This is a genomic window from Methylobacterium frigidaeris (assembly GCF_022179185.1).
GTDB lineage: Bacteria > Pseudomonadota > Alphaproteobacteria > Rhizobiales > Beijerinckiaceae > Methylobacterium > Methylobacterium frigidaeris.
In genome coordinates this window covers 21,772-34,357 of the sequence record NZ_BPQJ01000023.1, presented here as the reverse complement: position 1 = coordinate 34,357, position 12,586 = coordinate 21,772, and the positions used below count along the sequence as shown (strand labels likewise).

The window sequence follows — 12,586 nt, the reverse complement described above, 5'->3', positions numbered from 1 at the left end:
TCACCGCTCGTCCGTTAGGGCTTCAATCTGATACCGTAGGGCGCGCAGCCAGGCGATGGCGGCGCCGACACCGGCGGTCCACCAGGCCTGCCAGGCGCCGTGCTCCACGAAGGCGACGATGCCGGCCGCCGCCAGGAGCGCCAGGGCGGTGCTGCGGGCGAGCGTGGCCCAGGCCGACAGGGCCCGCAAGGTGAGGACCAGGACGAGCGCCGCGAGCGTCGCGCCGACCACCCCGAGCTCGGCCCAGACCTGCAGGAAGCTGTTATGCGGGTGCCCGACCGCCAGCATGAAGCGCATCTCGGGCTCGATCCGCTCGGCCACCGGCGCGTCCTGGAAGCGCCCGGAGGTGCCGTATCCGGCCCCGCGCCAGGGATCGGCGGCGACCGCGGCGCCGAAGCTGCGGGCGATGGCGACCCGGGCGCGGGTGCTGCTGGCGGCGAGCCGCTGGTGCAGCGCCTCCGGCATGGTCCGGGCGAGCAGATCGCCCTCGATCGGCGCGAGGACGAGGGCGCCGAGGAGCGCCGCTCCGGTGAGGCCGATCCCCGCCCGGGCCGGCAGCCAGCGCAGCGCAGCGACGGTGAGGGCGCCGGCAGCGAGCCCCAGCACCGTCGCGCCGCTGACCGAGCGCCAGGCCGCCACCGCGACGATTGCGGCGGTCAGGGCCGCCAGGCCGCGCCGGCCGGTCGCCGCGAGGTACGCGGTGAGGGGGAAGACCAGCAGCATCACGGTCAGGAGCGGGCGGTTGAACGCGAAGGCGGCGACGCGCTGGCCCAGGGCCTCCCGGATCACCAGGCCGGAGGCGAGGTCCGCCACCACGTAGAGGCAGGTCGCGACCAGGATCCAGGCCGCCGGCTTGGCCACCGGACCGAGATGCGGCGGCGCGAGGCGCGCCACCAGGTAGGCGCCGGCCAGCGCCGGCAGGAACTCGGAGAGGGTGCGCAGCGACAGGCCCGGCAGCGGGCTCCAGGCGAGGCTCACCGCACACCAGACCAGGAAGGCGAGGGCGGTCATCCCCACGGGCGTCGCGAGCGGGGCGACGAGGAGCGCCCGCAGCGGTCGCCCGGCCGTCGCGGCGCCCGCGAGCAGCAGGATCCCGGCGAGACCGATCACCACCGGGCTCGAACGGTTCGCCGCTGCCATGCAGGCCGGCAGGGCGGCGATGACGATCGCGCCGAGACGATCGAGCGTCGCGGCCCGCTCTCCGGCCGTGCGGACGATCACTGCAGCTGGTGGCCGCGCTTGCCCATCTCGGCCCGCACCCGGACCATCATGTATTCCGAGACCTCCTGGGTCCAGGTCTGCATCGCCTGCACCATGTCGTCGAGCACCTGGGGCTGGGTCTCGACGTAGCGCTTGCCCGAGGCTGAGCGGAAGAAGGTGGCGATGTCGCGCAGCTCGGCCTCGGTGAGCTTGTTGGCATAGATGCGCGAGGCGGTGTCGATGATCCGCTGCTTCTGCAGCTCCAGCTCGGGCTGCATCTTCTCGATGACCTCGGCGAGGTCCTTGGTCAGCTCGGGCCGGGTGACCGCCGCCTGCTTGATCTGCTCGCCGAAGGCCGGAAGGATCGAATCGAACGAGCGGGCGATGCCGGAGGAGAGCATCACCTCCTTGGCCAGCGCGAGGTGGCTCGGGGTGATGGCGGCGGGCTGCGGCGCGGCCGGAGCCGCGGGGGCGGCGGGCTTCGCCTGCGCGAGAGCCGGGCTGGCAAGGATCGGGCTGCAGACGGTCGCGGCGAGGAGGCCCGCCAGGAGGACTCGGGAACGGCGCGGGGACATCGGTTTGCTCCGGCAAGACGGCGCCCGTGCGGGGCGGCCGTGACGAGGATGAGCGGGCGGCGCGTCAGGCCGCCCCGAGGGTGACGATGCGGGGCTGGCCGTCGGCCGCCTCCGCGACGATCGCGCCCGTGGCGAGCCCGATGAACAGGCCGTGCTCGACCACGCCCGGCACCGCCACGAGGGCGTGGGCCAGCGCCTCCGGATCGGGGATGCGGGCGAGGCCGGCATCGAGGATCAGGTGGCCGCCATCGGTCAGGAAGGGCGCGCCGTCGGCGCCCTTGCGGATGGTGAGGGGACCGTCGCAGCCGGAGGCGCGGATCGCCGCCGCGACCGCCCGCGTGGTGGCGCCGAGGCCGAAGGGCACCACCTCGATCGGCAGGGGGAAGCGCCCCAGCGTCTCGACGCGCTTGGCGCCGTCGACGATCACCACCATGCGCCGGCTCGCCGCCGCCACGATCTTTTCGCGAAGCAGCGCGCCGCCGCCACCCTTGATCAGGCGGAGCTGCGGATCGATCTCGTCGGCGCCGTCGATCGTGAGATCGAGCTCGGGGGTGTCATCGAGGGTGGTGAGCGGGATGCCCGCGGCTTGAGCGGCCTTGCGGGTCGCCTCGGAGGTCGGCACGCCGACGACCGAGAGCCCGGCCCGCACCGTCTCGCCGAGCAGTTCCACGAACAGGGCCGCCGTCGAGCCGGTGCCGAGGCCGAGGCGCATGCCGTCCTCGACCAGCCCGACCGCCCGGGCGGCGGCGGCGCGCTTGAGCTCGGCGGGGCTCAACGCCGGCCTCCGCGGGATGGACGGATCTGGGACATCGGCATGGCGTCTCGGTTCGTCTCTCTCGTCCGCCGTGACATCGGCCCTGAGGCGACGGCAAGGCGGGCGGGGCGTCCTGACGGCCGACCCGCTGGTCGAGAGGCCCCCTAGCACGCGACCGGGAGAGGCGGAAGCGGCCATCCGGTCTCGCCCGAACGGCGGCAGAGCACCACCGGTCCGAGACTCTCAGGTCTCCGAGTTCGCCAGTCTCAGGGCTTGCCCGCCGGGGCCGGCGCCGCGCTGCCGGCATTGCCCTGGGGCGTGCAGACCACGGCGTCGTCGAGCACGTAGCAGATGCTCATCGCGCCGGTGCGCTGGTTGACCCGGAAGACGCCGGCCTCGCGCAGGTGGCGCGACGCCACCAGGCTGTATTCGGACGGGGCCTGCGGCCCGGCGCCCTCGCCGGGGCCGAAGCACAGGGTGGTGCCGATGGTGTTCTCCTGCAGGCCGTACTGGCAGGAGATGACCTCGCCGGTCGCCTTGTCGACCCGGTAGACCCGGTTGAGGTCGGCCTGGGGGGCCGGCACGAACTCGTAGGACGCGGCGTGCGCCGCCCCCGCAACCAACAGGCCCGCCGCAATCCCGGCCACCCGGACCCGATAACCCGCTCTCCCGCGCATGGCGCGCCGCTCCTCGAACCCATCGCGACGACAGCCCGCGCCTCCGCGGCGGCCGAATCGCCCATCTGGCGCTGTTATAGCTCGCCCCCGCTTGTCCCGGGCTTGTCTTGTCCCGGGCTTGTCTTGGCTGGACCCATCCCGGCGCGGGTTCCGCCCCGCAGCGCCCGCCTGTATGGGAGGCGTCTTTCCGCCGCCAATCCGCGAGAGCCCATGCCGACCTCCAGCCCCGACGCCCTTCCGCCGATCGTCGTGTTCGACCTCGACGGCACCCTCGCGGAGACCGCGGGCGACCTCATCGGCACGCTCAACGTGATCCTGGAGCGGGAGGGTCTGCCTCCGGTGGCGGTCTCGCAGGCCCGGGAGCTGATCGGGGCGGGCGCCCGGGCGCTGATCCAGCGCGGCTTCTCGGCCGGCGGGCGCGAGCTGACGCCGGACCGGCTCGACGAACTTTTCCGGGTGTTCCTCGCCCATTACGGCCAGCACCTCTGCGACGTGTCGCACCTGTTTCCCGGCGTCGTGCCCTCCCTCGACCGGCTGGAAGAGGCGGGCTACCGGCTCGCGGTCTGCACCAACAAGCCGGAGGACCACTCGGTGCGGCTCCTGGAGCTGCTCGGGGTGAAGGCCCGCTTCGCGGCGATCTGCGGCCGCGACACCTTCCCGTACTTCAAGCCCGATCCGCGACACCTCACCGAGACGATCGCGCGGGCCGGCGGCGACCCGGCCCGGGCCGTGATGGTGGGCGATTCCCGCACCGACGTCGCCACCGCCAAGGCCGCCGGCATCCCGGTGGTGGCGGTGCCGTTCGGCTATACCGACGTGCCGGTGGAGGAGCTGGAGCCGGACGTGGTGATCTCGCACTTCGATGCACTGTACGAGGCGGTGCGGCAGCTGGATCGCGGGGCGGCCTGAAGGCTGGTTCAGTCCGCTCGACGGAACCGGCGATCTCCGCGTCACCCCGGGGCCGCGAAAGCGGAGCCCGGGATGACGCGGAGCATGTTACGCGCGTCGCGCGAACCGCAGGGCGATCGATGATCTCGAATTCGAAGGAATGGTGGGCGCGACAGGGATTGAACCTGTGACCCTTCGCGTGTGAAGCGAATGCTCTCCCGCTGAGCTACGCGCCCGACGATCGGTCCCGTGCGGGGGATGATGCGGCGCTCGGACAGCAGCCGTATCGCGGACCGAACCTCTTCGACGGCAAGACCGTGTGGCATCGGGACGCCACGACCTCAAGCCATCCAGATCTCAAAAGGGTGGTGGGCGCGACAGGGATTGAACCTGTGACCCTTCGCGTGTGAAGCGAATGCTCTCCCGCTGAGCTACGCGCCCTGTGAGCCGGCTTCTAGGCGGGGCGACGCAGCGCGTCAAGGCGCTTCGTCGCCCCGCGATGGAGTGGCTACTGCGCCGGCACCGTCGCGACGAGGTCCGTCGGCACGAAGCGGCCGTCCTCGCGGCGGGTCATGTCGATCCGCCGGTCGTGGAAGGCGGTCAGCGTCGAGCGGTGGCCGATCGAGACGAGGGTCGTGTCCGGCAGCTCCTGGCGCAGCATGCGGTAGAGCGCGGCCTCGGTCGGCTCGTCGAGGGCGGCGGTGGCCTCGTCGAGGAACAGCCAGTCGGGCTTGGCCAGCAGCGCCCGGGCGATGGCGAGGCGCTGCTGCTCGCCGAGCGACAGGGCCTGGGCCCAGGGCGCCTCCTCGTCGAGGCGGGCGGCGAGGTGGGGCAGGCGCGCCGCCTCCAGGGCCGCGCGGATCGCCGCGTCGTCATGGCGCCCGGCGGGCTCCGGGTAGGTGGCGGCGGCGCGCAAGGTCCCCATCGGCAGGTAGGGCCGCTGCGGCAGCAGCATCAGCCGCGCGCCCTCCGGTGTCGTGACCGAGCCCTCGCCGAAGGGCCAGATGCCCGCGATGGCGCGAAACAGCGTCGACTTGCCCGAGCCCGAGGGACCGGTGAGCAAGGTCGTCTCGCCGGGCCGGAAGGCGAGGTCCGGCGCCTCGGCGATGCGCCGTCCGTCCGGCAGGTCGAGGGCGAGGCCCTTGAGGTGGAGGCCCGCGCCGCTCGCCGGCACGACCGCGAGCGCGCTGCCCGCCGCCATCGCGTCGGCCCGGGCCATGGCGGCGTCGAAGGTGGTGAGCCGGTCAACCTGCGCCTTGTAGTCGGCGAGCGTAACGTAGAACGTGATGAAGAACGACATCGTGCCCTCGACGCGCGAGAACGCGCCGGCGGTCTGCGTCATCACCCCGAGCGGGATCTGGCCGGCGAAGTAGTAGGGCGCGACCAGGATGTAGGGGATCACCACGTTGACCTGCTGGTAGCTGACCGTGAAGGCGGCGAGCTTCTTGCGGCGGTCGACGATGGCGTAGAAGTTCTGGATCAGTGCGCCGAAGCGCTCACCGAGCGAGACCTTCTCGGCCCGGGCGCCGCCGAGGAGCGCCACCTGCTCGCCGTATTCGCGAAGGCGGGCGAGCGAGAAGCGGAAATCCGCCTCGCGGCGCTGCTGCTCGAAGTTGAGCCCGACCAGCGCCCGGCCGATGCGGTGGGTGAGCCAGGTGACGAGGGCGGAGTAGATCAGCGCGCCCCAGACCAGGAAGCCCGGCACGTGCCAGTCGGTCCCCGGCACCGTGAAGGCGGAGGAGATGTTCCACAGGATCACCGAGAACGAGATCAGGTTCGAGACCGCCGACAGGAAGCTGATGGTCAGCGTCTGTGTGGTCTGGGTGAACTGGTCGATGTCGTCGGCGATGCGCTGGTCGGGGTTGTCGGCCTGGGCGCTGGCGAAGCCCATGCGGTAATGGGTGTCATTGCCGAGCCAGCGGTCGACGTAGTGCCGCGTCATCCAGGCCCGCCAGCGGATCCGCAGGAACGACTGGATCACGTACTGGATGATCGCGCTCGCGACGTAGACCGCGGCCCACAGGCAGAACACCGAGAACAGCAGCGACCAGAACGCCGTCGCGTCCTTGCCCTGGATGGCGTTGAACCAGTCGCGGTTGAAGTACGACAGGCGCACGTTGATGGCGACCTGCGCGAACTCGATGCCGATCACCAGGGCGGCCATGGTGAGCGCCACCCAGCGCTCCTGCATCTGGACCGCCGGCAGCGGCCATAGCCGCACCGTCGTGACCTCGCGGGTCGTGTAGTAGGGATAGGCCAGGCGCCAGATCTGCAGGAGGGCCTGCTTCAAGCCGTGCATCGCGGTCTCCGGGCCGCCCGGCGGGCGGGCCTCAAGCGGGCCCGCCACTCGAGGGCGGGCCGGTGATTCGGTGGCGGTCGAGGGAGCGCCGCGCCTCACGTGTCTCTCACGAAACTCCCCGTCGCCGTCGCCGCTCGCGATGCCTGCGCCGGCGCAGCGGGAGTTTCGTGAGGTGCACCAAGCCCGTGGCCTCCGACCCGCCATGGGTCAGCCCCGTGGCAGGACCATGGCGCCGTTGCCGTTGCAAGTTAAACCCCGTTCACCTGCGGCAGGGCGGGGGAGGTCGCGCGCTCGCCGAGACGTGATCGCGCGGCCCTCGCCGCAGGGCGGCACGCGCCTTGAGGCCAAGGGCCCGTTAAGGGCCGCGGTGCCCCGCCGCCGCCGCAATCCGCCCCGATGGTCCGCTGGTTTCCCGCGAGGCGCGAGACTCGATGTCGCGAGATCTGCCGCCGCCAGACCTGACGAGTGCGATCAGCCCATGTCGTCCCTCTCGATCCTCGACGTCGACGCCGTGCGCGCGGCCCCCGTTGCGCACGATCCCTACCATTACTTCTTGGGCGGGCAGGTTCTGCGATCCGAGGCGATCGCGGAACTGAAGCGCGACTTCCCGGCCATCGCCAAGCCCGGCTATCTCACGGTGGACGAGGTGCAGCTCACCGGCCGCTTCAAGGACCTGATCGAGGAACTCGAGAGCGACGCCTTCTCGCAGGTCCTGAGCGAGAAATTCGGCATCGATCTCGTCTCCTGCCCGCGGCTCACCACGATCATGCGCCGCTCGCAACCGAAATACGGCGCGATCCACACCGACGGCCCCTCGAAGGTGATGACGCTGCTCGTCTACATGAACGACGAGTGGGACGCGCCGGAGGCCGGGCGCCTCCGGGTGCTCTACGACGGCGAGCGGTTCGAGCCCTACGCGGTCGAGGTGCCGCCGACCATGGGGACGATGTTCGCCTTCCTGCGGGCCGACAATTCCTGGCACGGCCACCGGCCGTTCGAGGGCGAGCGCCGGGTGGTGCAGGTCGCCTGGGTGAAGGACGCGGCCGAGCTCGAGCGCAAGCGCAAGCGCAACCGTACGGCGCAGTTCCTGAAGGGCATTTTCGGCCGTTAGGACAGTGTCCGCCAGGCGACACCGACGATTTCGCTGCGTGCTCGGCCCCGGAACCCATGTCCACGGGGTTCGCACGCGCACTAAGACTTGACCGCCGGCATCCGCCGGGGGACGCTTGGGGGCATCATGAGGGCGTTTCACCGCGCGGGCCTTTTCGCGGCCGGCCTGTTCATGCTGGCCGGTGCGGCCTGCATGACCGGGCCGGGCCGGGCCGTCGCGCAGTCGGACCTCGAGATGCCCGCCGACCCGCCGGTCCTGTCGAAGCCCTACCGCTCCACGATCCCGATCTACCGCCGCCGTCCGCCGCCGGATGCGGTGCCGCCGGAGCCGGGCCAGCCGGCGGGAAGCTGGCGCGAGCCGCCGGGCCGGATCGGCGCCCGCGACGGCGGGCCGCAGGAGGGAGGGCAGGAGGGAGCGGCGGCGATGCGGGAATCGCCGCAGGATTCCGGCTTCGGGCCGGTGAAGGCCGCCCCCGCCCGCGACCTCGCCCCCCATGACCTCGCGCCCCATGACCTCGCCCCCGAGGACGACCCGGAGGAGCGGTCGTCCGGCGCGCCCGTCCGGTCCGCAACGTCGCCGAAACGGGACATGCGTCAGGAGACCCGCCAGGATATCCGTGCCGCCGCGCGCCCGGCCGCGCGCGACGCTCCCGCGCGGGACGCCCCGCGCCAAACCGAGGCCGCCGCCGAGGATGAGGAGGAGGCCGCGCCAGCCTATGCGGGGGTGTGGGGGCCGAGCGCCGCCGCCTGCGCCAGGAGCCGCTCCGCCCGCCGCGGCTTCCTGCCCGCCGTGATCCGGCCGGGGAGCGCCCGTGCCGGCAAGACCCTGTGCCAGTTCCGCGAGAGACGGCGCGACGGCCGGACCTGGACCGTGACCGCCGCCTGCCGCAGCGACGGCCGCCACTGGACCTCGCGGGTGCGCCTGACCGTGGCGGGCAGCCGGCTGACCTGGGCGAGCGAGCGCGGCTCCGCCACCTATACCCGCTGCTCCGGCGGCTGAGGCGCTGACAGACGGGAAACGAACTGCAACCGGCCTTGACTCGCCGCAAACACCGGTGGTGGAAAGGGGACCCGCCGTGAAGAGAGCCCCGATGGCCCCGTCCCGCCCGCCCGCCGCGTCGCCGCTGCGGACCCGCGTCCCCGCCCTGCGGCCGGGCTCGCGCGCATGACCGGCAAGCTCGTTCCCGGAGAGCTCGTTCCCGGAAAGCTCGTGGCGGTCGCCAACATGAAGGGCGGCGTCGGCAAGACCACCAGCGTGGTGATGCTGGCCGACGCGCTCGCCGCCGGCGGCGCCTCGGTGCTGGTGATCGACCTCGACCCCCAGGCCAGCGCCTCGGTGTGCTTCGCCGGCGACGGTATCCTGGCCGAGATGATCACCGGGGGCCGCACCCTCGACTATTACCTCGGCCTGCGCATCGTCGACCGCGACAAGGCCGCCCTGCCGGACTTCATCCGCGACTACGTCAGCAGCACCACCCATCTCGGCGAGCCGCTGCCGATCTCGCTGCTCGCCTCCGGCCCGTCCCTGCGCATCGTCGAGCGCGAGATCATCTACGCGCTCACCAAGCGCAAGTACTCGATGCACGCCATCGAGGGCCACCTGTGGAAGCTGTTCCAGGAGGACTTCGCGCCCTTGCGCGAGCAGTACGACTACGTGCTGTTCGATTGCGCCCCCGGCATCTCGCCGATGACCGAGGTGGCGATCCGGGCGAGCGACCTCGTGGTGGTTGCCTGCATCTCGGACTTCCTCTCCACCTACGGCCTCAAGGCGTTCTACGAGACGATCTGGGGTGTCGGCAGCGCCTCGGAGAGCATGCTGGCGCCCAAGCGCCCGCCGCACGTGCTCATCACCCGGTGGCAGAACACGAAGCAGCAGGCGACGACCTACGCCACGCTCCAGGAGAGTGCTGCTGCGGAAGGCGCGCGATTTCGACTGTTCAAGACCCGCGTGCCGCAATCGGCGGCCCTGGCGAACGCGCTCACCCTCGAGTATCAGACCTTCGCCAACAAGTATCGTGACCAGACCCGCGACCTGATCGGCGAGGTGATCACGCCGGTGGTGACCGAACTGAAGGAGGCCCTGGATGGCGCTTGAGATCGACGGCCTCGCGGTCCTGTGTGCGATCGCCGAGACGCCGGAGGCGTTTCCGGCGATCCGCAGCGACGTCACCAAGGCCGCCCACGCCCTGGTGACGAAGCAGCTGAAGGCCAAGACCCTGGACCTCCCGGGCCTGCGCGCGGTGCGCAGCGCGCTGGGGCCCCAGCCCCTGGCGCTGATCGTCGACGGGCTGAAGGACGCCGAGGCCAAGGCCCTGGTCATCCGCCTCGACAAGCATCATCCTGACCTCAAGGACGGGCCGGCCGTCGCGCATCGCCGCCACCTGATGGCGCTCGCCGCCGACCTCGACCCGGTCGCGGCCCCGGCGGCGAAGGCGAAACCCGCCAAGGCCCCGGCCAAGCCGAAGCCGGCTGCCAAGGCGGCCGAGCCACCCGTCGAGGTGCCCGCGGCGGCGGAGCCCGCGCCGCCCGCCCGCCCGACCCCCGCGAAGGCCCGTGCCCCGGCCCGCGGCAAGACCGCCCCCGCCGACGCCCTCGCCTCCGCCGCGATGGCGGCCCGCCCGCCGCGGCGCCCGCGCCAGCAGGAGTGATCGGTTTCCACCCGGCCTGATCCGAGCGGGCCTCGTCTCACCCCCGCATCAGCGTCGGAGTCCCGAGGCGCGGGGTCACGCCCTCGCGCATCACCAGGCGGCGCAATGGCGCGATGGTCGAGAGGGCGAGCAGCCCCGCGCCGCGAGCGAGGTCGCTCGGCAGGAAGGCGGTGAGCAGGCTGCGGTTGAGGGTGTCGACCGCCCCGGTGCGCAGGCGGGCATCGAGGGCCCGGCCGCGGGCGAAGCCCGACAACACCGCATCGGCCCCGGCATCGCGCGCGCCCGCCACCGCGTCGCGCAGGGCCGCGGCGTCGCGAATGCCTAAGTTCAGCCCCTGCGCGCCGATCGGCGGGAAGACGTGGGCGGCCTCGCCGACCAGCGCCAGCCGCGGCCCGACCGGGCGCGGGACCGACAGGCCGCGCATCGGCACCAAGCCCCGCGGCCCGTCGATCCGCATGGCGCCGAGCATCGACTGCGCCTGGCGCTCGATCGCGGCGGCGAGGGTGGCATCGTTGAGGGCGGCGAGGCGCTCCGCCCGCGCCTCGGCGGAGACCCAGACCAGGCTGGAGCGGCGCCCGCCCGGCAGCGGCACCAGGGTGAAGGGCCCCTCGCGGGTGTGGAACTCGGTGGAGACCTCGCGGTGGTCGCGGGTATGCGCCAGGATCGTCGTCAGGGCCTTCTGCGGGTAGGTCCAGCGCCGCGCGGTCAGGCCCGCCGCCTCGCGCAGGGGGGAGCCGCCGCCATCGGCCGCGACGACGAGGCGGGCCGCGACGCTGCCGCCGCCCTCCAGCGCCAGGACCGCCCGGTCCTCGGCCAGGGTGCGGCCGGCCGCGTCGTGCTCGATGAGGGTCAGGTCCGGGATCTCCCGGGCACGGGCGCGCAGGGCCTCGACCAGACGCGCGTTCTCGATGTTCCAGCCGAAGGCGTCGAGGCCGATCTCGCGGGCGACGAAGCGGGCCGGCGGCGGGCGAAACAGGCTGCCGGTGTCGTCGATCAGGTGCATCTCGGCGAGCGGGGCGGCCTGGGGCTCCAGCGCCTCCCAGGCGCCGAGCGCCCGCAGGAGCCGCACCGAGCCGTCGAGGAGCGCCACGGTGCGCCCATCGGCCACGGGGGCATGGCGGCCGACGAGCGCCGTGCGCACGCCGTCGCGGGCGAGCGCCAGGGCCGCCGCCAGGCCGACCGCGCCGGCGCCGACCACCGCCACGTCGTAGAGGGGCTCGTCCGGATGGTGCCCCTGATCGGTCCCACGGGGATTCGGGTCGGCGGTCTGGCTCACGGAACGGGTCCTCGAACGATCTCTCCTGAGATCTGGGTCATGCGGGGCCGCTCCGCCATCCCGGCCATTGCCGAACGCAAGTCCGCACCTATGATCCCGGCCGCAAACCAAGACCAATGTGGGAGCGGGCGATGCCCAAGGCGATCCGGGTTCACGAGTATGGCGGCCCCGAGGTGATGCGCTACGAGGAGGTGAGCGTCGGCGATCCCGGCCCCGGCCAGATCCGGGTGCGCCAGAGCGCGGTCGGCGTCAACTTCATCGACATCTACTTCCGCTCCGGCCACTACAAGGCGCCCCAGCTCCCCTTCACCCCCGGCAACGAGGGCGCCGGCACGGTGGCGGCGGTGGGCGAGGGCGTGACCGGCTTCAAGCCCGGCGACCGGGTCGCCTACGGCTCGGCCTCCGGCACCTATGCCGAGGAGGTGGTGATCGATGCCAAGTCGGTGGTGCGCCTGCCCGACGGCATCGACGACGACACCGCCGCCGCGATGATGCTCAAAGGCCTCACCACGCAGTACCTGCTGCGGCGCACCTACAAGGTCCAGCCCGGCGACACGATCCTGTTCCATGCCGCTGCCGGCGGCGTCGGGCTGATCGCGACGCAATGGGCCAAGCACCTCGGCGCCACGGTGATCGGCACCGTCGGCTCGCCGGACAAGGCCGCGCTCGCCCGCGAGCACGGCTGCGACCACGTCATCCTGTACCGGGACGAGGATTTCGCCGCCAAGGTCAAGGAGATCACCGGCGGCAAGGGCTGCGCGGTCGTCTATGACGGCGTCGGCCAGGCGACCTTCCCGGCCTCCCTCGATTGCCTCCGGCCCTTCGGTTATTTCGTCAATTTCGGCAGCGCCTCGGGGGCGGTGACGCAGTTCGACATCAGCCTGCTCGCCCAGAAGGGCTCGCTCTACGCAACCCGGCCGACCCTGTTCACCCACACCGCCGACCGGGCGGTCCTGGACGAGATGGCCGCCGACCTGTTCGAGGTGGTGCAGAGCGGCGCGGTGAAGATCCCGGTCCATACACGGGCGAAGCTCGCCGACGCCCCGAAGGTCCATGCCGACCTCGCCGGGCGCCAGACGACGGGTGCCACGGTGATGCACCCCTGATAGGCTGACGTGGCGGCACCCGGGGCGAATCGTCCTGGGTGGGCGGAGACCCG

At 72.4% G+C, this 12,586-nt stretch carries 12 protein-coding genes and 2 tRNA genes; 6 read left to right on the top strand and 8 right to left on the bottom strand.

Going from position 1 to position 12,586, the window contains the following annotated elements:
* The 4 genes from MFF64_RS22095 to MFF64_RS22080 form a co-directional block, all read right to left on the bottom strand.
* Nucleotides 1–1,221, bottom strand: coding sequence for an O-antigen ligase family protein (locus MFF64_RS22095; RefSeq protein WP_238192391.1), 1,221 nt, complete (start codon nt 1,219–1,221; stop codon nt 1–3).
* A complete protein-coding gene (locus tag MFF64_RS22090; protein WP_099904670.1) occupies nt 1,218–1,775 on the bottom strand; it encodes a DUF2059 domain-containing protein in 558 nt (185 codons plus the stop codon). Before MFF64_RS22090 ends, MFF64_RS22095 begins: the two co-directional genes overlap by 4 nt.
* A 64-nt stretch (nt 1,776–1,839) precedes the next feature.
* Complete coding sequence (rpiA, locus tag MFF64_RS22085) at nt 1,840–2,550, bottom strand: ribose-5-phosphate isomerase RpiA (RefSeq protein WP_099904668.1); 711 nt, start codon at nt 2,548–2,550, stop codon at nt 1,840–1,842.
* A gap of 245 nt (nt 2,551–2,795) precedes the next feature.
* Complete coding sequence (locus tag MFF64_RS22080) at nt 2,796–3,206, bottom strand: hypothetical protein (protein ID WP_238192390.1); 411 nt, start codon at nt 3,204–3,206, stop codon at nt 2,796–2,798.
* A gap of 210 nt (nt 3,207–3,416) precedes the next feature.
* On the opposite strand from MFF64_RS22080, the gene gph reads away from it, so the two are divergent.
* On the top strand, nt 3,417–4,115 hold the full coding sequence (gene gph / locus MFF64_RS22075; protein ID WP_099900793.1) for a phosphoglycolate phosphatase: 699 nt from the start codon (nt 3,417–3,419) through the stop codon (nt 4,113–4,115).
* Nucleotides 4,116–4,255: 140 nt separating this feature from the next.
* Here gph and MFF64_RS22070 read toward each other — a convergent pair.
* From MFF64_RS22070 to MFF64_RS22060, 3 genes are all read right to left on the bottom strand, one after another.
* Nucleotides 4,256–4,330 (bottom strand) — tRNA-Val (locus MFF64_RS22070).
* 130 nt (nt 4,331–4,460) lie between these two features.
* Nucleotides 4,461–4,535 (bottom strand) — tRNA-Val (locus MFF64_RS22065).
* 67 nt (nt 4,536–4,602) lie between these two features.
* A complete protein-coding gene (locus MFF64_RS22060) occupies nt 4,603–6,393 on the bottom strand; it encodes an ABC transporter ATP-binding protein/permease (RefSeq protein ID WP_099901991.1) in 1,791 nt (596 codons plus the stop codon).
* Between the two features lie 478 nt (nt 6,394–6,871).
* Here MFF64_RS22060 and MFF64_RS22055 point away from each other — a divergent pair, with 478 nt between their 5' ends.
* The 4 genes from MFF64_RS22055 to MFF64_RS22040 all read left to right on the top strand — a co-directional run bounded on the left by MFF64_RS22055 (nt 6,872) and on the right by MFF64_RS22040 (nt 10,151).
* Complete coding sequence (locus MFF64_RS22055) at nt 6,872–7,504, top strand: 2OG-Fe(II) oxygenase (RefSeq protein ID WP_099903514.1); 633 nt, start codon at nt 6,872–6,874, stop codon at nt 7,502–7,504.
* Nucleotides 7,505–7,630: 126 nt separating this feature from the next.
* Nucleotides 7,631–8,503: a hypothetical protein gene (locus MFF64_RS22050; RefSeq protein WP_099903512.1), complete on the top strand. Its 873-nt coding sequence runs from the start codon at nt 7,631–7,633 to the stop codon at nt 8,501–8,503.
* A 165-nt stretch (nt 8,504–8,668) separates the two neighbouring features.
* Nucleotides 8,669–9,598: a ParA family protein gene (locus tag MFF64_RS22045; protein ID WP_099903510.1), complete on the top strand. Its 930-nt coding sequence runs from the start codon at nt 8,669–8,671 to the stop codon at nt 9,596–9,598.
* A complete protein-coding gene (locus MFF64_RS22040; protein ID WP_099903508.1) occupies nt 9,588–10,151 on the top strand; it encodes a hypothetical protein in 564 nt (187 codons plus the stop codon). The genes MFF64_RS22045 and MFF64_RS22040 overlap by 11 nt, the downstream gene beginning before the upstream one ends.
* 37 nt (nt 10,152–10,188) lie before the next feature.
* On the opposite strand, the gene MFF64_RS22035 is transcribed toward MFF64_RS22040, so the two are convergent.
* Nucleotides 10,189–11,355 (bottom strand): FAD-dependent monooxygenase, encoded by a 1,167-nt coding sequence (locus MFF64_RS22035; protein WP_238192430.1) that lies wholly within the window; start codon nt 11,353–11,355, stop codon nt 10,189–10,191.
* A gap of 203 nt (nt 11,356–11,558) precedes the next feature.
* On the opposite strand from MFF64_RS22035, the gene MFF64_RS22030 reads away from it, so the two are divergent.
* Complete coding sequence (locus MFF64_RS22030) at nt 11,559–12,533, top strand: quinone oxidoreductase family protein (RefSeq protein WP_099902912.1); 975 nt, start codon at nt 11,559–11,561, stop codon at nt 12,531–12,533.
* Nucleotides 12,534–12,586: the final 53 nt, after the last annotated feature.

What these genes read in the sequence shown, in the direction of transcription:
- MFF64_RS22090 (WP_099904670.1), bottom strand. Translation starts at nt 1,775, where the DNA reads ATGTCCCCGCGCCGTTCCCGAGTCCTCCTGGCGGGCCTCCTCGCCGCG.
- MFF64_RS22080 (WP_238192390.1), bottom strand. Translation starts at nt 3,206, where the DNA reads ATGCGCGGGAGAGCGGGTTATCGGGTCCGGGTGGCCGGGATTGCGGCG.
- gph (WP_099900793.1), top strand. Translation starts at nt 3,417, where the DNA reads ATGCCGACCTCCAGCCCCGACGCCCTTCCGCCGATCGTCGTGTTCGAC.
- MFF64_RS22060 (WP_099901991.1), bottom strand. Translation starts at nt 6,393, where the DNA reads ATGCACGGCTTGAAGCAGGCCCTCCTGCAGATCTGGCGCCTGGCCTAT.
- MFF64_RS22055 (WP_099903514.1), top strand. Translation starts at nt 6,872, where the DNA reads ATGTCGTCCCTCTCGATCCTCGACGTCGACGCCGTGCGCGCGGCCCCC.
- MFF64_RS22050 (WP_099903512.1), top strand. Translation starts at nt 7,631, where the DNA reads ATGAGGGCGTTTCACCGCGCGGGCCTTTTCGCGGCCGGCCTGTTCATG.
- MFF64_RS22045 (WP_099903510.1), top strand. Translation starts at nt 8,669, where the DNA reads ATGACCGGCAAGCTCGTTCCCGGAGAGCTCGTTCCCGGAAAGCTCGTG.
- MFF64_RS22040 (WP_099903508.1), top strand. Translation starts at nt 9,588, where the DNA reads ATGGCGCTTGAGATCGACGGCCTCGCGGTCCTGTGTGCGATCGCCGAG.
- MFF64_RS22030 (WP_099902912.1), top strand. Translation starts at nt 11,559, where the DNA reads ATGCCCAAGGCGATCCGGGTTCACGAGTATGGCGGCCCCGAGGTGATG.